Source organism: Streptomyces sp. NPDC020898, from assembly GCF_044333925.1.
Classification (GTDB): domain Bacteria; phylum Actinomycetota; class Actinomycetes; order Streptomycetales; family Streptomycetaceae; genus Streptomyces.
Genome location: NZ_JBIRRV010000009.1, coordinates 200335 through 219137, shown reverse-complemented (window position 1 = coordinate 219137; position 18803 = coordinate 200335). Strand labels below are relative to the sequence as shown.

Sequence of the window (18803 nt, the reverse complement as noted above, 5' to 3'; positions counted from 1 at the left end):
GTGTCAACCATCAGGTGATTGCTTGACAGTGTCGCGTGTGCTAGGCGAAGCTGGTGCGACATACGAGATGGCGTCTCACAGCACGCCGCTCGGGTCGGGACTTGTGAGAGGCAAACGCCGTAATGGGAAGCAACCCCCGGACCGTCCCAGAACCGATGATCGTCGAGGACTGGGACCTGCTCACCTTCCGGGTCAACCGCGAGGCCTACCGCAGCGCGGAGATCTTCACCCGGGAACGCGGCTGGGTGTGGACACACACCTGGCTCTACCTCGGCCACGAGACCGAGATCCCCAACCCCAACGACTTCAAGGTCCGCACCCTCGGGGGCCGACCGCTCATCTTCTGCCGGGACACCGCCGGCGAGGTGCACGCCTTCCTGAACTCCTGCCCCCACCGCGGCACCGTGCTGTGCCGCGAGAGCGAGGGCTCGGCCAGGCTGTTCCAGTGCTTCTACCACGCCTGGACATTCCGCAACAACGGTGACCTCGCCGCGATCCCCGACGCCGACGCGTACGAGTCGACCGACGAGTTCAAGGCGTCCATGGGTCTGCGCGGCGTACCGCGCCTGGAGATCCACGAGGGATTCGTCTTCGTCGCCTTCGACCCGGACGTCCCGCCGCTGCTCGAACACCTCGGCGATGCCGCCGACTACATGACGATGATCGAACAGCAGCACGTCGGCGGCATGACCACCCTGCCCGGCACCCAGAAGTACAGCGTGCGCGGCAACTGGAAACTCGCCGTCGAGAACGCGATGGACGGATACCACTTCGCCCCGACCCACAACACGTTCGTGGGCTACCTGCGCGAGAGCGGCTACGCCGTCACCGACGACAACCAGTACGCCTACAACCTCGGCAACGGCCACGGACTGCTGGTCCTCACCGGGCACGGCGGCCGGATCAGCATGGAATGGGAACCGCGCTTCGGCGAGGACGAGCGGGTGCGCACCGAGGCCCACCGAGCCGAGATGACACAGCGGCTGGGGGAGAAGCGGGCGCACCACGTGGCCGACGAGAGCCACATCCTGTTCGTGTTCCCCAACCTGCTGCTGTTCGACATCGAGGGCCTGTCGATCCGGCAACTGGAACCGGTGGCGCCCGACCAGACCGACGTACGCGCCTGGCAGCTGGTGCCCCGCAACGAGGACCCGGACACCCGCGCCCTGCGCATGAAGACGGTCGTCAGCTTCGTCGGCCCGGGCGGGCTCGCCACGCCGGACGACATCGAGGCGTACGAGGCGGTCCAGCGCGGCATCCAGGCCACGGCCGACATCGCCGCGCCCGAGCTCGACTACAGCGACATGTCGCGCGGCATGGCCGACGAGGTCAAGGGCGTACAGGGCAGGTCGACCGACGAAGGCGCGATGCGGGGCTTCTGGCGGCACTGGATCGAAGCCGTCGGGCTCGAGAACGACCTCAAGGTCCACGGCCGGCGTCCGGAGTCCTTCCTCGCGGGAAGGGACGTGCGATGAGCGCGATCACCAACACCCACTCCGTGCAGTGCGGGGGACGCACCATCACCCGGCCCGAGGTGGAGGACTTCCTCTACGCGGAGGCGGACATCCTCGATCACTGGAACTATGACGGCTGGCTGGCCCTCTTCGAGCCCGGCGCCCGTTACGAGATCCCGACCACCGACTACCGCCCCGGCTGGTCGCCGCACGAGACCGGATCGTTCGTCGACGACGACTGGGACCTGCTCCTCGCCCGCGTCAAGCGGATGAAGTCCCGCAAGGCGCACGCCGAGAACCCCCACTCGCGCACCCACCGGCTGGTGTCCAACGTGCGGCTGTCCGAGCACACCGAGGATTCGTTCCGGGTGGCCGCCTCCTTCGTCGTGCACCGCGCCCGCGACGGACACTTCGACGCCTACGTCGGCTGGTACGAGCACGTACTGGTGCCGGCCGAGGACGGACTGCGTTTCCGGCTGCGGCGCTCGATCCTCGGCCACGAGTCGCTGGCGGCAGGCGCCCGGCTCAGCTTCATCCTCTAGCCGGCGACGGACGGTGACCCGATGATCCGACACACCCTGTCCTTCCGTTTCGACGACGGAGTCGACCAGGCCACGCGGGAGTCCGTGCTGGCCGAGCTGCGCACCTTCCCGGACCGATACCCGGACATGCGCGGCTTCGTCCTCGGCGAGAACATCAGCACCCGCGACCAGACCTTCACCCACACCATGGCCGTCGACTTCGACAGCCGCGACGACCTGCTCGCCTATCTCGGCAGCGAGTCCCACGAGAACTTCGTGCACACACGCTGGCGACCGGTCATCGACCGGCAGGCCATCACCTCGTTCGAGTTCGCCGAGCGTGCCGCGCTCGCCAAGGGAAGGACATCGCCGGTGAGCACCCGCCCGCACGCCCCGTACGGCATGGAGTACGCCCGGATCGAGGTTCCGGACATGCAGGCCACGATCGACTTCCTCGAATACCACGTCGGGCTCCAGCTGGAGCAGCGTACGGACGACTACGCCTACCTGCGCGCCGACATCGAGCACCACGCGATCGAGCTGATCAACGCGCCCGAGCGGACCGACGGATGGACGACCGCCGTCGGCTACAGCGTGGCGAGCGAGGAGGTCCTCGACCAGCTGCACAAGAGCGTCCTCGACGCCGGCCTGGAGGTCCTTCAGCTGCAGGAGCGGCAGCAGGCGCTGTGCGACAACGGCTTCGCCGTGAAGGACCCGAACGGTCTCATCATCGAGCTGTTCACCGAGTTCCAGGAGTACGCCGAGCCGCCGCACATCGAGATCCGGCCCCTCGACCTGGTGCACCCCTTCATCGCCACCGCGAAGTACGAGGAGTCGCTCGACTTCTACCAGAACGTCCTGAAGTTCGTGCCCTCGGACTACGTCGTCGGCTCGACCACGTTCCTGCGCGGCGAGGACCGCTACCACCACAGCCTCGCGATCCAGAACAACAAGGAGCACTTCACCGCGCACCTGTGCTTCGCGATGAAGAGCCTCGACCACGTCATGCGGATGCGCGCCCGCGCGCTGTACAAGGGCGCGCCGATCGCCTCCGACATCGTCAACCACTCGGCGTCCACGTCGATCGCGTTCTACCTGCACGACACGCGCTTCGGCCCGCGGTTCGAACTGTGCGACCGGCACCGGGTGTTCACGCCGGAGGAGCACGAGACGCACCGGGCCCGCAGGATGCCGGCCGACCCGCGCAACATCGACGTGTGGCGTCCGGCGTCCGACGACTGGGGACGTTTTTGAGACAGGAGCTGCTCGACGTCCTGCACCTGCTCGACGCGACGCCCGCTCCACGCGGCGCGGAGCGGACGGCGGCCCACCGGCTGCGCACCTGGTGCGCCGACCGGTGGCCGCACGTCGAGTGGGAGGTGGTGGAGCACGGCCCTGCCGGCGGCAGCCTGATCGCCGCGCACGGAGCCGGGCCGCTGCTGTACTCCCACCTCGACACGTCGCTGGACGACGGCGGGGCGCACACCCCGCTCGTCACCGGCGACGCCACGCCCGTCGCTCCGCTCCGCGTGGACGGCGACCTGGTGACCGGCTTCGGCCTCGGAGTCGCCCGCGCGCCGATGGCGGCCGCGCTGGTCGCGTTCGCCGAGGCGGGTGGCGGACGGCTCCTCCTCGCCGGCTCCGGTACCCACCGCCGCACCGGCGGGACCACCGGCCTGGAGGCCTACGCCGACGCGTATCAGCTGCCGCGGTCGGCGATCGTCGCGAAGTGCGGCCCGCCCACGCTGCTGTGGCACGAGCCGGGCGCGCTCTACCTGAGCGTCCGGGTGACGGGTCGCTCCGGGGCCGCGATGATGGCGGAGTCGGCCACACCGCCCGGGGGAGTGGTCGCCGGGGCCGGCGTCGTCCTGGACGAGCTGGCCCGCTGGCGCACGGACTACCTGGCCGCCGACCCGCGCGAGGGGCAGACCGGCCGGGCGTGCGGAATCGGCGCGATCAGCGGGGGATGGCCGGACAAGCCGGACCTGCTGCCGGCCCAGCTGCGGATCGAGCTCTACGTCGTCGCAGGCGACCGGGTCGAACCGACGGCGCTGGCGGCCGACCTGGCCGACCGGCTGCGGGCCCGGTGTGCGCGGTCGGTGCTGCGCGACTGCGCGGTCGAGGTGGAGGCCGAGCCGGTCGCGGCAGCCGCTGCCACACCGGCCGACGCCCCGGTGGTGACGGCCGCGCGGGCGGCCTGGCTCGACGAGTTCGGTGCGCAGCCGCCGCCGATCACCGGCTGGACGGGATCCACCGACGGCGTCGAACTGCGCGCCCGCGGCGTCGAGACCGTACGCCTCGGCCCTCAGACGAAGCCGGCCGCCGGCGACCCCCGCCGCGACGCCCTGTCGCTGGAGCAGCTGACCGCCTACGCGCGCATCTACCGCCGACTGCTGACCGAAGTGCCGGCGTAGCGCCGCGGCCCCCGGCACGGACCGGACCGGACTTTCACCTCACTCAGCGAACAACCAACTGAGAACAACCAATCAGCGCAGGGCGCTTCGCCCTGCAGAAAAGTGGGCGGGCGGATGGACAAGGTGGTCGCTTCCGCGGCCGAGGCGGTGGCGGACGTCCCGGACGGGGCGTCCCTCGCCGTCGGCGGCTTCGGGCTCAGCGGAATTCCGGGGGTCCTGATCCAGGCCCTCCACGACGCCGGCGTCACGGGACTCGACGTCGTCTCCAACAACTGCGGGGCGGGCGAATCCGGCCTCGCCGTGCTGCTCACCTCGGGCCGGATAGCCCGGGTCACCGGCAGCTACATCGGCGGCAACAAGGAGTTCGCCCGCCAGTACCTGGGCGGCGAGATCGAGCTGGAGCTGATCCCGCAGGGCACCCTCGCCGAACGGCTGCGGGCCGGGGGCTGCGGCATCCCGGCGTTCTACACCCCGGCGGGGGTCGGCACCCAGGTCGCCGACGGCGGGCTGCCCTGGCGCTACGACGGCGGGGGCGGCGTCGCCGTCGCCTCACCGGCCAAGGAGGTCCGCGACTTCGCCGGCGCCGCATACGTCCTGGAACACGGCATCACCACCGACTTCGCCCTGGTGCGGGCGGCGAAGGGCGACCGGCACGGCAACCTCGTGTTCAACAAGTCCGCCCGCAACTTCAACCCCCTCGCCGCCATGGCGGGCCGTATCACCATCGCCGAGGTGGAGGAGCTCGTCGAACCGGGCGCCATCGACCCCGACCAGGTCCATCTGCCGGGCATCTTCGTCCAGCGGGTGGTGGCCCTCAGCCCCGAGCAGGCCGTCGACAAGCAGATCGAGAACCTCACGGTGACCCAGAGGGAGGTGCGGGTCTGATGGCCTGGACACGCGACGAGATGGCCGCCCGCGCGGCCCGTGAACTGCGCGACGGCGAGTACGTCAACCTGGGCATCGGGCTGCCGACGCTGATCCCCAACCACCTGCCCGAGGGTGTCCACGTCGTGCTGGAGTCGGAGAACGGCATCCTCGGCACCGGCCGTTTCCCGTACGAGGACGAGGTCGACCCGGACCTGATCAACGCGGGCAAGGAGACCGTCACCGTCCTGCCGGGCGCGGCCTTCTTCGACTCCGCCCTGTCGTTCGGCATGATCCGCGGCGGCCACATCGACGCGGCCGTGCTCGGCGCCATGCAGGTCTCCGAACGGGGCGACCTCGCCAACTGGGCGATCCCCGGCAAGATGGTGACCGGTATCGGCGGAGCCATGGACCTCGTGCACGGTGCCCGCCGAGTGATCGTCACCATGACCCACACCGCCAAGGACGGCACCCCGAAGATCGTGCGGGAATGCGACCTGCCGCTCACCGGCAGGGGCTGCGTGGAGCGGATCATCACCGACCTCGGCGTCCTCGACGTCACCGACGACGGCCTTCTCCTCGTCGAGACCGCCCCCGGCGTCACCACCGAGGAGATCACCGCGAAGACGGCGGCGAACCTGCTGATCCCTTACGGCGCCCGCTCGTAGCGGGCCCTCCGTGGCACGTACGACGTGGCAGCCCGCCCGTACTGCCTGCCGGTCATCCTCCCCGGCGCGACCGTCGACCGGCGGCGCGCGTCGGTGCGGGCGCCGACCGGCACGGCGCCGACCACCTGGAAGCACGGCCTGTACGACGCCGAGGTCATTGGCGTCGACGGCGTCGATCACACCCGGTACGAGCAGTCGTCCGCGACAACACCCCGCTATCCCCGTGCTTGGAGATCACCGGCCCGTCGGCAGTGAGCCGACGGGCCGCTCGACGTGCTCGACGCGGCTGAGTGGGTGCGCTCGTGGACTTCCTGGCTGACGGCAGACGACCGCCGCAGTCACAGGGAACCTGTGACTGCGGCGGTCGGGATTTCTCCAGGGCGGCACCCGACGGTCAGCGGCGCTGGTCGAGCGACCGGTGTCCGAGGGGCGCGGCCTCACCGAGAGGCCGAGGCCTCACACGCCCCAGTCGTCATTGACGGTGACGGCGTCGGCGATGCGGAACCGGCCGCCGGGGACCAGCGGTGTGGCGGGCTCGCCCATCACGACGACGTGCTTGCCGAACTGGGGCGCCAGCGGCCGGCCGACGTCGCGCTTGAGCCACAGACGCAGCAGGTGCCGGCGGCGCTCCGGTTCCGGGTGGTCGAGGTAGCTGGTGCGCGAGTGCAGTGCGGCGTAGTTGAGCAGCCACTGCACGTCCCCCGGCTGGAAGTCCATGTCGATCGGCAGGCCGGATTCCTGCGAGATCTCGTCGAAGAGGTTGATGGCCGCAACCTGGTCGGGCGTCAGCTGGGGGACACCGGGGTACTCCTGGGCGCTGAAGATCATCGAGTTGCCCGCGTAGGTGCTGAAGACGCCGTCGACGTGGCTGATGATCGGCGAGGTGTACGTGAGTTCCGGGGAGTCGGGGTCCTGACGCCGCCAGTCCCAGTGGTAGGTGTCGAAGAGCCGTGCGGCGAGGTCCGGCCGGCGGCGCAGCATCTCGTTGTAGATCGTGGTGCCGCTGACCAGGCTGGAGGCTCCGCCCTCCCTGGCGCCGCGCAGGCACATGAGGGCGACGACGTCGGAACTGTCCGAGTGGAACGGCAGCCGGTCGCGTACGCGGGAGGGCAGCGCGCCTTCGTCGGACAGCGTCATGTTCGACGTGGCGATCACGTGGTCGAGCAGGTCGCCGCGCTGGTTCTGCCCGATCGGCTGGCCCAGGTGCAGGCCCATGACGAAGAAGACGGCCGCGGCCACGGCGTCGCCGTACTCCTCGGTGCGCAGGCCACGCACCAGGATGAAGCCCCGGCCGGCGTCCATCTGGCGGGCGCACTCGTCGTTGAGGGCGCGACAGGCGTCCAAGGGGTAGTCGGCGGCGGTGACCGTGCGCAGGTCGGGGTCGTCGGCGACGAAGCGCCGTCCCAGGTCTTCCAACTCGGTGCGCTCGGCGTCGCTGAGTACGTAGATCCATGCGGTGGACTTCGACAGCTCGTCGCCGCGCCAGGCGGACGGCCCGGAGATCGGCTGAACGCCAGCAGTGGTGGTCACGATGATGCACTCCTCGAAAACGTGATGGGGAAGTCCCGTCGGCGAAGACACGACGGACGACGGACGACGAACGTCGACGGACGACGCACGTTCGGTGTGGCGGGGGCTCGTCGCGCGGCGACGAACCGCGCTCAGAACGGAGTCTGAGGCTCGCCGACAGCCGTGCCGGGGCGCAGTCCCTCCCGGGGAGGGAAGAAGCTGAGCGGCTCGTCGTAGGTCCGACGGCCGGCGCACGACACGAGCAGGACGCCGATCAGAGCGACTGGCCTCATGCGGGTCCCGTCCTTTCGAGAAGTGCCTCAACCATAGGAGACGTCTGGGTTGTGGTCAATGTGCGAGACGCCGTCTCGTGATGCATTACGGCGAATGGATTCGACGTCGGTCACGGCGGACTGCCGTCGTTGGTTCGGCGTCGCAGTGACAACGCCGCCGGAAGGAGGGCCGAGGCCACAGCCAGTGCCGCGCAGGCCGCTGTCGTCGTGGCGAGTGCCGGCCACGGGAGTGCGAGCGATGTCCGTACGGACAGGACGCGGAGCGCGCTCCACATGCCCAGCAGGTTCAGCGCGGCGACCAGCAGGCCGAGGATCGCACCCACCGACACCACCAGCAGAGCCTCCGCACCGACCGCTCCCAGCACCTGTCGGCGGGTGGCGCCGGCCAGGCGCAGTGCGGCCAGATCGCGGGCTCGGTCGGAGGTTGCCATGGCCATGGTGTTGGCGAGGGAGATGCCCGTGTAGGCGAGGGCGATGCCGAGTACCAGGAGGAGGCCGATGCGGGGTGTGGGGGTGGGCGGGTGACTCGCCTTTGTCGGGTGGGGGTTGGTGGTTATGCGCGCGCCCGTGTCTGCGATGGCCTTGCGCAGGGTCGCCGTCGTCGCGGGTGCGTTCGCTTGGGGGGCCAGATTCACGTCCAGTCGGTCGGGCTGGGCCTCCGGTGCGTTGGCCGGGGTGACGTACGCACCGTTGTCGCCCGTGCCTGTGGCCAGTGTCGCGGCGATGCGCAGCGACCGCTTCGTGCCGTCGCCCAGCCACACCGTCACCTTCTCGCCCACCGTGTGCCGTTCCCACTCGTCGTTGACGATGATCGAGTCGTCGTCGAGGTCGGTCACCCGGCCCGATGTCACCGGCAGGTCGGTCGTCGCCGCGAGTGGTGCCGGATCGGCCACGCGGGCCTCGGACTTGATGAGCGCCACGCCCTCCTCCAGGACGTACACAGCGGTCGGCGCGGTCGCGGAGACCTCGGCCACGCCCGGCAACGTGCGCAGACGTGCCGCCAGTTGTGCGTCGAAGGCTGCGCCCGGCGGTGCGGTGACGACGAGATCGGCTGTCGTCGCATGGCGTCGTTCGGTCGCCCTCGCCTCGGCGAGGATCGCGGTGGCGCCCAGAAGTGAGCCCGTGAGGGCCACGGTGACCAGGACGGGGGCCGCGATCGCGGCGGTGCGGCGGACGTTCGCTGTGGCGTTCTCGCGGGCCAGCAGCATGATGACGCCCGGGAGTTGGGCCAGCGGCCGGGTGAGGAGGCGAAGCAGGGGGCGTACGAGGACCGGTGCGAGGAGCGCGGTCGCGGTGATCAGGAGCAGGGGGCGGCTCGTGTACGTCTTGCGGTGCAGCAGATCGCCCGGATCGGTGAGCAGGGAGACGGCGAGGGTCAGTACGGCGCCAAGGAGGAGGGCCGCGCCGATCAGGAGACGTGTGCGGGGCACGGGGAGGGTGTTCGGCGCGGCCTCTCGCAGCGCCTCCACCGGGGCTGTGCGGCCGGCGCGCCAGGACGCGGTAGCCACGCCGCACAGGGAGACCAACAGGCCTGTCCAGAAGGCCAGATGATACGGCCACACGTGATCGCCGAGCACGAACCAGCGCGGTGCGACACCACTCTCGACCGTCCACTCGACGAGCCGCGGTCCGCCGTACGCGCCGAGTGCGCAGCCCGTCGCCGAGGCGAGGACGCCGACCGTCAGGGCCTCCGCGAGGACCATGCGGCGGAGTTGCCCCGGGGTCGCACCGGCGGTGCGCAGCAGGCCGAACTCCCGTTGCCGCTGGGCCACTGTGAACGCGAACGTCGACGCCACGACGAACACCGACACGAAGCCGGTGACCCCGCCCGCCGTGCCGAACAGGGCGTTCAGCGCGACGAGCGCCTCCTCGTCCCGGTCGGGATCCGTGTCCGCGAGGCGCCGGGCGTCGCCGGTCAGGACGGTGACGCCGTCGGCACCGCGCACCGCCTCCCGTACGGCCGACTCGTTCGCTTCCACCACCAACTGGGCGCTGTGCGGGGCCAGTTCGGCGGCCCGGGCGTCTGTGAAGAACATGGCGTTCTCGAAGCCCAGGGGGTGCAGCCTGCCGACGATCCGTACCGTGCCGTGGGTGGTGGCGACGCGGTCGCCGAGGTCGGCCCGGTCGCCGGTCACGACAGCCTCCCCGGGGGCTCTGGGGGGCCGGCCTTCGGAGAGTCGGTACGGGGCGAAGGCTGCGGTCGACCAGGGGTGGGCCAGCAGGTCGGCGGGGACGCCCGTCCGGGTCCGTACGGTGAATGTTCTGTCCTCCACGACCCGTCCCAGGGTGCGCAGTCGGTCGACGACCTCCGGTGGTACGGGGCGTGGGTGGGCCAGTTGCTGTGTTTCGGGGCCGTTCGGGGTCTGTACGCGGAGGGTGTCCGCGCCTCGTACGACCAGGGGTGCGGCGGCGAAGCGTTCGGGGGCGCGGGTGGGGGCGTCCAGGGTGGCGGCCAGGGCCAGGCCCATGACGGTGAGCAGGGCGACGCCGAGGGAGAGGGCCACGAAGCTGCCGGTGAAGGTGGTCCAGCGGGCGCGCAGAGTGGTCGTCGTCAGCACGGGGCGGCCTCCGGACGGGTCGCCTGCGCGGCCTCCAGGGTGGTGATGCGGGCCGCTGTGGCCTCCGCTGACGGGGCCGCCAGCTCGTCGTGCACGCGGCCGTCGACGAGGAAGACCACACGGTCCGCGTACGCCGCCGCCACCGGGTCGTGGGTGACCATGACGACCGTCCGGCTGTCGTCGTCGACCATGGCGCGCAGCAACCGGAGCACCTCGCGGCTCGTCCGCGAATCCAGGGCGCCGGTCGGCTCGTCGGCGAACAGGACCTCCGGGCGGGTGATCAACGCGCGGGCCAGGGCGACTCGTTGCTGCTGGCCGCCGGAGAGTTCGGAAGGGCGATGGCGGGCCCGGTCGGTGAGGCCGACCTGCGTCAGCGCCTTCCGTACCTCCGACCTGGCGGGGCGGCGGCCGGCCAGGCGGAGGGGGAGCGCCACGTTCTGCTCGGCGGTCAGGGACGGGAGCAGGTTGAACGCCTGGAAGACGAAACCGACGCGGTCGCGGCGCAACAGGGTCAACCTGCGTTCGCTCAGGCCGGTCAGCTCGGTGCCACCGATGGTGACCGAACCGGACGTCGGCCGGTCCAGGCCCGCCGCGCACTGCAACAGGGTCGACTTGCCCGAGCCGGACGGACCCATGACGGCGGTGAAGGTGCCTCGGGGAAAGGCGAGGGTGACCGAGTCGAGGGCGGTCACCGCGGCCCCTTCGGCTTGTCCGGTGCCGAACTTCCTGGTGACGGAGCGCAGTTGGATCGCGGCGGTGTTCATGAGATCAAGGCAACCGTGCGCTGGGCGGTCAAGCAGTGCGGCAGGGGCGAGACTTGGGGTAGGGCCAGGCATACCGTCGATTCGCCCACAGGGCCGATGGCCCCGCCGGACGGCCGCCTCCTACGGTGATCCCCATGCACCCAAGAAACGTGTGGCAGGCCATGACCCGGGCGGGATTCCTGCTGTCGTGGTGGCCCTGGCGGTCGGTCGCCTACCTCGTCAGCGGTGCCGTGTTCGGTTCTTTCGTGCTGGTGTCGGTCGTGCTCGTGGCGGTGGTCGGTGGGATTCTCGCCGTCGTGCTCGTGGGCCTGCCGCTGCTGGTCGCCCTGGCCCTGGCCGGGCTTCCCGTGGCCCGGGTCGAACGGCTGAGGCTGCGGCTGGTCGACCCGGACCCGGTGCCCGACCCGCATCGGGAGCCGTCCGCGCCCGGACTGTGGCCCTGGCTGACGACACGGCTGCGGGAACGGGCGACCTGGCGGGAGTTCGGGTACACGCTGCTGTACGCGGGCCTGCTGTGGCCCGTGGACGCCCTCCTCCTCGCCGTCGCGCTGTTCCTCCCGGCGTCCATGGTGGCAACTCCGGTGCTGATGGCCACCGTTGGCGACGGGGAGGAGGCCAAGGTGCTCAAGCAGTGGACCGTCACCGACTGGCCGACCGCCTTCGGCTGCTCGGTCGCAGGGCTGGTTCTGCTCGCCCTGGGCGCCTATGTACTCGGGGTCGCCGCCGGTGCGCGGGCCGGACTGACGCGCCTCCTGATCGCTGTCAAGGACGTCGAGTTGGGGGAGCGGGTCGTCGAACTCGCCCGGTCCCGCGTCCGGTTGGTGGACGCCTTCGAAGCGGAGCGCCGGCGTATCGAACGCGATCTGCACGACGGCGCCCAACAACGCCTGGTCGCCCTGTCGGTGACGCTCGGGCTGGCCGGGCTCGACGCTCCGCCGGGGCCGCTCGCCGAGCAACTGGCCAAAGCTCAGGGGGAGGTGGGAAAGGCGCTGGCGGAACTGCGGGAGCTGATCCACGGGATTCATCCCCAGGTCCTCGCGGACTACGGGCTCCAGGCCGCGGTGACCGACGCGGCCGACCGTACGGCGGTGCCCGTCGACGTCACCTTCGATGTGCCCGGGCGCCTTCCCCGGGCCGTGGAATCCGCCGCGTACTTCGTGGTCTGCGAGGCGCTCGCCAACGTCGACCGGCACAGCGGCGCGCACCGGGCCGAGGTCGGCGGCGGACACCGTGACGGACGGCTGTACCTCGATGTGCGCGACGACGGGCGGGGCGGGGCGGACGCCGGGCGCGGCAGCGGGCTCACCGGACTCGCGGACCGGGTGTCAGTGCTCGATGGCAGACTTTCCCTGTCCAGCCCGCCGGGTGGACCGACGTTGCTGCGGGTGGAGATCCCTTGCGAGACGGACGACCAGACGGACGAGTCGGACACGGCACGCTCCGCATAGTCCTGGCCGAGGACAGCGTCCTGCTGCGCGAGGGACTGACCGCCCTGCTCACCCGCGTCGGCCACGAGGTCGTCGCGGCCGTCGGGGACGCGGAGGCGCTGCTCACGTCGGTCGCCGAGCAGGAACCGGACATCGTGCTGACGGACGTACGCATGCCGCCCGACTTCCAGGACGAGGGGCTGCACGCGGCGGTGAAACTGCGCGAGACACGCCCGGCGCTGCCCGTCCTGGTCCTCAGCCAGTACGTCCAGCGGGCCTACGCGGCCGAACTGCTCGACTCCGGCGACGGCACGGGCGTCGGTTATCTGCTCAAGGACCGGGTCGGGCAGGTCGCGGAGTTCGTCGAGGCGCTCCAACGGGTCGCGGCCGGGGGCACGGTCGTCGACCCCGAAGTCGTACGACAGCTGCTGCGTCGGTGCCGCGACCCGCTGGAGCGGCTGACCCCGCGTGAGCGCGAGGTGCTGGCGCTGATGGCGGAGGGCCGGTCCAACGGCTCGATAGCCCGCGAGCTGGTGGTCTCCGAGGCGGCTGTCGGCAAGCACATCGGGGGCATCCTCACCAAGCTCGACCTGCCCCCGGCGGACGAGACGCACCGCAGAGTCCTGGCGGTGCTGGCGTTCCTGAGGGCGTGAGCAGACTCCGTACGAGAGGACGAAAGTGCGAGAGTGCGAGAGTGCGAGAGTGCGAGCTACGAGAGTCTCCTCAGGGACTGTCGGTCAGACTCTTGGCGAAGCACTGGCTCGCCTCGTGGTGGCGGTAGTAGCCGAACTTCGCGCTGGGTTCGTAGCCGCTGGAGGTGTAGAGGGCGATGGCCTCCGGCTGTCGGTCGCCGGTCTCCAGGACCATGCGGGTGCGGCCCGCGGCGCGGGCGTCGTCCTCCAGGGCGGCGAGTATGCGGCGGGCCAGCCCGAGTCCGCGCGCCTGGGCGACGACGTACATCCGCTTCAGCTCGGCGTCCCCGTCCTGGTAGCCCTCGTCGTTGGTCTCCTGTCGGCGCCAGCCGCCGGTGGCCACGGGACGGTCCTGCTCGTCGTACGCGATCAGGTACAGCCCCGACGGCGGGTCGAACATCGCCGGGTCGAGGTGGGTGAGGTCGCCTTCGTCGTCGTAGCGGGCGGCGTACTCGGCCTGGACCTGGTCGTTGAGCTTGACGGCGTCGGGGTGGTCGAAGGAGACCCGGCGAATATCCATGTCAAGCACCGTACATCTATGCATCGTGCTGTCGCCATGTGTTTTCGGTCTCCAGGTATCGTGCCCGCGTGCTGACAGTGACCTCTGTGAATGTGAATGGACTGCGCGCCGCCGCGAAGAAGGGCTTCGTGGAGTGGCTCGCCGGGACCTCCGCGGATGTGGTGTGCCTCCAGGAGGTGCGCGCCGAGCCGCAGCAGCTGCCGGAGGAGGTCCGCGCGCCCGAGGGCTGGCATGTCGTGCACGCGCCCGCCGCCGCCAAGGGGCGCGCCGGCGTCTCCCTCTACACCCGCCGCGAGCCCGACCGCGTCCAGGTCGGCTTCGGTTCGGCGGAGTTCGACGGCAGCGGGCGCTACGTCGAGGCCGACCTGCCCGGCGTCACCGTGGCATCCCTCTACCTGCCCTCGGGCGAGGTCGGCACCGTGCGGCAGGACGAGAAGATCCGCTTCATGGACGAGTTTCTCGCCTACCTGAAGGGCCTGCGGGAGCGGGCCGCCGCCGACGGCCGCGAGGTCGTCGTCTGCGGCGACTGGAACATCGCCCACCAGCCCGCCGACCTCAAGAACTGGCGCGCCAACCAGAAGAGCTCCGGGTTCCTGCCGGAGGAACGGGAGTGGCTCGGCCGGGTTCTCGACGCGGCGGAGGGCGGGTACGTGGATGTGGTGCGGGCGCTGCATCCGGAGGTCGAGGGGCCGTACTCGTGGTGGTCGTACCGGGGGCGGGCCTTTGACAGCGATTCAGGTTGGCGCATCGACTACGAGATCTCGACGCCCGGGCTCGCCGTCAAGGCGGTCAAGGGGTACGTCGAGCGCGCGGCGACACACGCGGAGCGCTGGTCGGACCACGCGCCCGTCACGGTCGTGTACGACCTCTGAGTCGCGTGACCTGCTGTGATGTCTACGGCTCCTGACGCATCCGGCGGTCCAGTGCCAGTGAGAGCTCCGACTCCACCACGCGTCGCGCCAGTGGGCGCAGGTGGGCGGGGTCCGTGGTCGGGGCGTGGGTGAGGAGCATGTCCGTGAAGATCTCGGCCAGGGCGTCGGCGTGGGCGCGTACCTGTTTGCCCGCCGCCAGGACGGCCGACAGTGGGATGCCCGCCTGGACCAGGGTCGACGACGCCTCCAGGAGGCTGCGGCTGATGTGGACGATCTGCTCGCCGTCGGTGCCCAGGTAGCCGAGGTCCATCGAGGCCGCGAGGTTCTCGGGGGTGGCCTCGGGGCCGAAGCGGTCGGCGAGGTCCTCGGGGGTGAGGCGGACCGGGGTCTCCTCGGTGGGGGCGCCGAGGCCCAGCAGGTCGGCGACGTCACGGCCGTGGTCGAAGGCCTCGGCGAGTTCCGCGATGCCGTTGAGGGTGTGGCCGCGTTCGAGCAGCGCCGAGATCGTGCGCAGACGGGCCAGGTGGTGGTCGCCGTACCAGGCGATGCGGCCCTCGCGGCGGGGTGGCGGGATCAGTTTGCGTTCGCGGTAGAAGCGCAGGGTGCGGACGGTGATGCCGGCCAGGTCGGCCAGCTCCTCCATCCGGTATTCGCGCCGTTCGGCGTTCTCCGCTGCGTCTGCGTCTGCCACGTCGGAACCTTAAGGCGTACCGGCGGTAACTTTCCTCTCCCCACCTTCTCCCGACCCCTACCCATCAGTACGGGGCTCCTCTACTCTCCCCATTGCGCCAGTGTTCACTGGCGCGGTCGCGCAGGGAAGGGCATCGGCATGGCCGAACACGAACATGTGCGGGTGGCGGTGATCGGGTCCGGGTTCGGCGGGCTCGGGGCCGCCGTGCGGCTGCGCCGCGAAGGGATCACCGACTTCGTCGTGCTGGAGCGCGCCGGCAGCGTCGGCGGCACCTGGCGGGACAACAGCTATCCGGGGTGCGCCTGCGATGTGCCCTCCCATCTCTATTCGTTCTCCTTCGCGCCCAACCCCGACTGGCCGCGCGCCTTCTCCGGGCAGGAGCACATCCGCACGTACCTGGAGCACGTCACCGATGTCTTCGGGCTGCGGCCCCATCTCCGCCTCAACTCCGAGGTGAAGACGATGACTTGGGACGCGAGCCGGTTGGTGTGGGTGATCGAGACCAGCAGCGGGACCCTCCTCGCCGATCTCGTCGTCTCCGCCACCGGACCGCTCTCCGATCCCCAGGTGCCGGACGTCCCGGGGCTCGACACCTTCCCCGGCAAGGTCTTCCACTCCGCCCGCTGGGACCACGACTACGACCTGCGCGGCAAGCGGGTCGCGATGGTCGGGACCGGGGCCTCCGCCATCCAGATCGTGCCCGCCATCCAGCCCGACGTCTCCCGCCTCACCCTCTTCCAGCGCACGCCGCCCTGGGTGATGCCCCGCATCGACCGGGCCATCGGCAACGCCGAGCGCGCCGTGCACCGCGCGCTGCCCTTCACGACCCGGCTGCGGCGCGGACTCTCCTGGGGGGTACGGGAGTTGCAGGTCCAGGCGTTCACCAAGCGCCCCGGCGAGCTGGGGATGGTGGAGGCGCTGGCCAGGCGCAACATGACCCGCGCCGTCAAGGATCCGGCCCTGCGCGCCAAGCTCACCCCCGACTACCGCATCGGCTGCAAGCGCATCCTGCTGTCGAGTGCGTACTATCCGGCGCTTACCCGGCCCAACGTGGACGTGGTGGCGAGTGGGTTGAGCGAGGTCCGCGGGTCCACCGTCGTCGGGGCCGACGGGAGCACCGCCGAGGTCGACGCCATCGTCTTCGGTACGGGGTTCCACGTCACCGACATGCCCATCGCGGACCGGGTCGTGGGTGCGGACGGACTGACGCTCGCCGAGGCCTGGGCGGGGAGCGGGATGCGGGCGCTGCGCGGTGCCTCCGCCGCCGGGTTCCCCAACTGGATGACGATCATCGGGCCCAACACCGGCCTCGGGAACTCCTCCATGATCCTGATGATCGAGTCCCAGTTGAACTACCTGGCCGACTACGTACGGCAGTTGGACGTTCTCGGGGGACGGGTGGCGCTCGACGCCCGGCCTTCCGCCGTCGACGCGTGGAACGACCGGGTCCAGGAACGGATGGGGCGCACTGTGTGGAGCACGGGCGGGTGCAGCAGCTGGTACCTCGACGCCGACGGGCGCAACACCACCATCTGGCCCGGTACGACGTCCGAGTTCCGGCGCGCGACCCGACGCGTTGATCTCGCCGAGTACGAGGTCCTGCGGGCGCCCGCCGACATCAACTCCCCTGTCGAGGTGGGCGCGTGAGCCGGCTGATGTCCGTGGCGGACGGTCCGTACGCCCATCCCGCACCCGTCCGTGAACTCACCGCCGTCTCCGCCGACGGGGCCCGGCTGCACGTCGAGGTGCACGGCGTCGACGACGGGCCCGTGGTGGTCCTCTCGCACGGCTGGACCTGCTCAACTGCCTTCTGGGCCGCCCAGATACGCGACCTCGCCGCCGATCACCGGGTCGTCGCGTACGACCAGCGCGGCCACGGACGCAGCCCTTCGAGCTCCGCCTACGGCACCGACGTACTCGCCGACGACCTGGAAGCCGTACTCGCGGCGACCCTCGCGCCCGGCGAGAAGGCGGTGATCGCCGGACACTCCATGGGCGGGATGACGGTGCTGGCCGCCTCCGCGCGGCCGGGGTTCCGGGAGCATGCGGCGGCCGTACTGCTGTGCAGCACCGGCAGTTCGCGGCTGGTCGCCGAGGCGCTGGTCGTGCCGATGCGGGCGGGGCGGCTGCGCACCTGGCTCACCCGGCGCGCCCTCAGCTCGCGGGCCCCGCTCGGGCCGGTCACGCCGGTCTCCCGCCGCATCCTCAAGTACGCGACCATGGGCGCCGGTTCACCGGCCGTCATGGTCGAGGCGTGCGCCCGCATCGTGCACGCGTGCCCGCGCAAGGTGCGGTACTTGTGGGCGCGGGTGCTGGACGGGGTCCAACTGGAGGCTGCAGTACGGGAGTTGCTCGTGCCGACCGCGGTCGTCGTCGGTACGGCCGATCGGCTCACGCCGCCTGTTCACGCGCGGGCGCTGGCCGCCGTACTGCCCAAGTGCCACGGTGTGACCGAGCTGCCGGGACTCGGGCACATGACGCCGGTGGAGGCGCCGGGGGTGGTGAGCGGGCTGATACGTGAACTCGTCGTGGCATACGCGCAGTCGGGTTCGCCGAGTACTCAGGCCGACGACGGCAGTGTACGAATCGAGGAGGGCGCATGAGCAGGGTCAGTCTGGACGGGCAGGTCGCTGTCGTCACGGGGGCCGCTCGGGGGGTCGGTGAGCTGCTCGCGCGCAAGCTGTCCGCTCGCGGGGCCAAGGTCGCGCTGGTCGGCCTGGAGGCGGATGTGCTGAAGGGGGTGGCGGAACGGCTGCACACCGACAGTGCGTACTGGTACGCCGATGTCACCGATCACGAGGCGATGGCCCGGGTGGCCCAGGAGGTCAAGGAGCGGTTCGGGAAGGTCGACATCGTCGTCGCCAATGCGGGGGTCGCGAGCGGTGGGCCCTTCGTCGACTCCGATCCGGAGTCGTGGCGGCGGGTCGTCGAGGTCAATCTCATCGGGTCGGCGGTGACCGGGCGGGCGTTTCTGCCGGTGCTGACGGAGAGCCGGGGGTATCTGCTGCAGATCGCCTCGCTGGCCGCCATGGCTCCGGCGCCGATGATGACGGCGTACTGCGCGTCCAAGGCGGGCGTCGAGGCGTACGCGCACTGTCTGCGGGCCGAGGTCGGATACAAGGGCGTGGGGGTGGGGGTCGCGTATCTGTCCTGGACCGACACCGACATGGTGCGGGGCGCCGACCAGGACGACGTCATGCGGGAGTTGCGCCAGAAGCTGCCGTGGCCCGCGAGCAAGACGTATCCGCTGGGACCGGCCGTCGACCGGCTCGTGGCGGGCATCGAGCGGCGGTCCAGTCATGTGTACGGGCAGTGGTGGCTGCGGGGGATGCAGGGGGTACGGGGGTATCTGCCGGGGCTGATCGGGGCGGTCGGGCAGCGTGAGGTGGGGCGGGTGGCGCCCCGGTTGACGGGGATGCGGACGGGGCTTGTGGGAGCGGGTGGGGCGGCGGACGAGGAGGCGCGGGGCGCGGGGGCGGGCGCGAGCGCGAGCGCGGGACACGAGGAACACGGTCGGTGACGTTCGGTTACTGATCGAAATGCGTGCTTTGTCCGG

At 70.8% G+C, this 18803-nt stretch carries 19 protein-coding genes; 13 read left to right on the top strand and 6 right to left on the bottom strand.

Going from position 1 to position 18803, the window contains the following annotated elements:
* Window positions 1-122 precede the first annotated feature (122 nt).
* From ACH4TV_RS27835 to ACH4TV_RS27805, 7 genes are all read left to right on the top strand, one after another.
* Complete coding sequence (locus tag ACH4TV_RS27835; protein WP_398402718.1) at window positions 123-1475, top strand: SRPBCC family protein; 1353 nt, start codon at window positions 123-125, stop codon at window positions 1473-1475.
* Window positions 1472-1996, top strand: coding sequence for an aromatic-ring-hydroxylating dioxygenase subunit beta (locus ACH4TV_RS27830; protein WP_398402716.1), 525 nt, complete (start codon window positions 1472-1474; stop codon window positions 1994-1996). The genes ACH4TV_RS27835 and ACH4TV_RS27830 overlap by 4 nt, the downstream gene beginning before the upstream one ends.
* Window positions 1997-2017: 21 nt before the next feature.
* The gene (locus ACH4TV_RS27825; protein ID WP_398402714.1) at window positions 2018-3229 is read left to right on the top strand and encodes a Dabb family protein; all 1212 of its coding nucleotides are present in this window, start codon (window positions 2018-2020) and stop codon (window positions 3227-3229) included.
* Entirely contained in the window at window positions 3226-4389 is a 1164-nt protein-coding gene (locus ACH4TV_RS27820) for a hypothetical protein (RefSeq protein ID WP_398402712.1), read from the top strand. The genes ACH4TV_RS27825 and ACH4TV_RS27820 overlap by 4 nt, the downstream gene beginning before the upstream one ends.
* Before the next feature lie 114 nt (window positions 4390-4503).
* On the top strand, window positions 4504-5274 hold the full coding sequence (locus ACH4TV_RS27815) for a CoA transferase subunit A (protein WP_398402711.1): 771 nt from the start codon (window positions 4504-4506) through the stop codon (window positions 5272-5274).
* Complete coding sequence (locus ACH4TV_RS27810; RefSeq protein WP_398402709.1) at window positions 5274-5921, top strand: CoA transferase subunit B; 648 nt, start codon at window positions 5274-5276, stop codon at window positions 5919-5921. The genes ACH4TV_RS27815 and ACH4TV_RS27810 overlap by 1 nt, the downstream gene beginning before the upstream one ends.
* A 24-nt stretch (window positions 5922-5945) precedes the next feature.
* Window positions 5946-6176 carry a hypothetical protein gene (locus ACH4TV_RS27805; RefSeq protein WP_398402708.1) on the top strand — a complete coding sequence of 77 codons (231 nt, stop codon included), beginning with the start codon at window positions 5946-5948 and terminating at the stop codon, window positions 6174-6176.
* A gap of 201 nt (window positions 6177-6377) precedes the next feature.
* Here the strand turns inward: ACH4TV_RS27805 and ACH4TV_RS27800 are convergent, their stop codons facing one another.
* The 4 genes from ACH4TV_RS27800 to ACH4TV_RS27785 all read right to left on the bottom strand — a co-directional run bounded on the left by ACH4TV_RS27800 (window position 6378) and on the right by ACH4TV_RS27785 (window position 11045).
* Window positions 6378-7451, bottom strand: coding sequence for a TauD/TfdA family dioxygenase (locus ACH4TV_RS27800; RefSeq protein WP_398402706.1), 1074 nt, complete (start codon window positions 7449-7451; stop codon window positions 6378-6380).
* Between the two features lie 131 nt (window positions 7452-7582).
* On the bottom strand, window positions 7583-7723 hold the full coding sequence (locus ACH4TV_RS27795) for a hypothetical protein (RefSeq protein ID WP_398402704.1): 141 nt from the start codon (window positions 7721-7723) through the stop codon (window positions 7583-7585).
* A gap of 110 nt (window positions 7724-7833) precedes the next feature.
* Window positions 7834-10281 carry an ABC transporter permease gene (locus ACH4TV_RS27790; RefSeq protein WP_398402702.1) on the bottom strand — a complete coding sequence of 816 codons (2448 nt, stop codon included), beginning with the start codon at window positions 10279-10281 and terminating at the stop codon, window positions 7834-7836.
* Entirely contained in the window at window positions 10275-11045 is a 771-nt protein-coding gene (locus ACH4TV_RS27785; protein ID WP_398402700.1) for an ABC transporter ATP-binding protein, read from the bottom strand. Before ACH4TV_RS27785 ends, ACH4TV_RS27790 begins: the two co-directional genes overlap by 7 nt.
* Window positions 11046-11179: 134 nt before the next feature.
* Between ACH4TV_RS27785 and ACH4TV_RS27780 the strand changes: the two genes are divergently transcribed.
* Together ACH4TV_RS27780 and ACH4TV_RS27775 are read left to right on the top strand one after the other, a co-directional pair.
* A complete protein-coding gene (locus ACH4TV_RS27780) occupies window positions 11180-12493 on the top strand; it encodes a sensor histidine kinase (RefSeq protein WP_398402698.1) in 1314 nt (437 codons plus the stop codon).
* Entirely contained in the window at window positions 12442-13125 is a 684-nt protein-coding gene (locus ACH4TV_RS27775) for a response regulator (RefSeq protein ID WP_398402696.1), read from the top strand. Before ACH4TV_RS27780 ends, ACH4TV_RS27775 begins: the two co-directional genes overlap by 52 nt.
* A gap of 70 nt (window positions 13126-13195) precedes the next feature.
* Here ACH4TV_RS27775 and ACH4TV_RS27770 read toward each other — a convergent pair whose 3' ends face one another.
* Window positions 13196-13684, bottom strand: a complete 489-nt coding sequence (locus tag ACH4TV_RS27770; RefSeq protein WP_398402694.1) for a GNAT family N-acetyltransferase — start codon at window positions 13682-13684, stop codon at window positions 13196-13198.
* Between the two features lie 68 nt (window positions 13685-13752).
* On the opposite strand from ACH4TV_RS27770, the gene ACH4TV_RS27765 reads away from it, so the two are divergent.
* Complete coding sequence (locus tag ACH4TV_RS27765; RefSeq protein ID WP_398402692.1) at window positions 13753-14556, top strand: exodeoxyribonuclease III; 804 nt, start codon at window positions 13753-13755, stop codon at window positions 14554-14556.
* Window positions 14557-14578: 22 nt separating this feature from the next.
* Here ACH4TV_RS27765 and ACH4TV_RS27760 read toward each other — a convergent pair whose 3' ends face one another.
* Window positions 14579-15199, bottom strand: a complete 621-nt coding sequence (locus tag ACH4TV_RS27760) for a MerR family transcriptional regulator (protein WP_398403004.1) — start codon at window positions 15197-15199, stop codon at window positions 14579-14581.
* 186 nt (window positions 15200-15385) lie between these two features.
* Here ACH4TV_RS27760 and ACH4TV_RS27755 point away from each other — a divergent pair, with 186 nt between their 5' ends.
* The 3 genes from ACH4TV_RS27755 to ACH4TV_RS27745 are packed head-to-tail and all read left to right on the top strand — an operon-like array spanning window position 15386 to window position 18767.
* Window positions 15386-16894, top strand: a complete 1509-nt coding sequence (locus tag ACH4TV_RS27755) for a flavin-containing monooxygenase (protein WP_398402690.1) — start codon at window positions 15386-15388, stop codon at window positions 16892-16894.
* Window positions 16891-17850 (top strand): alpha/beta fold hydrolase, encoded by a 960-nt coding sequence (locus ACH4TV_RS27750; protein ID WP_398402688.1) that lies wholly within the window; start codon window positions 16891-16893, stop codon window positions 17848-17850. The genes ACH4TV_RS27755 and ACH4TV_RS27750 overlap by 4 nt, the downstream gene beginning before the upstream one ends.
* Window positions 17847-18767, top strand: a complete 921-nt coding sequence (locus ACH4TV_RS27745; protein ID WP_398402686.1) for an SDR family oxidoreductase — start codon at window positions 17847-17849, stop codon at window positions 18765-18767. Before ACH4TV_RS27750 ends, ACH4TV_RS27745 begins: the two co-directional genes overlap by 4 nt.
* Window positions 18768-18803 lie beyond the last annotated feature (36 nt).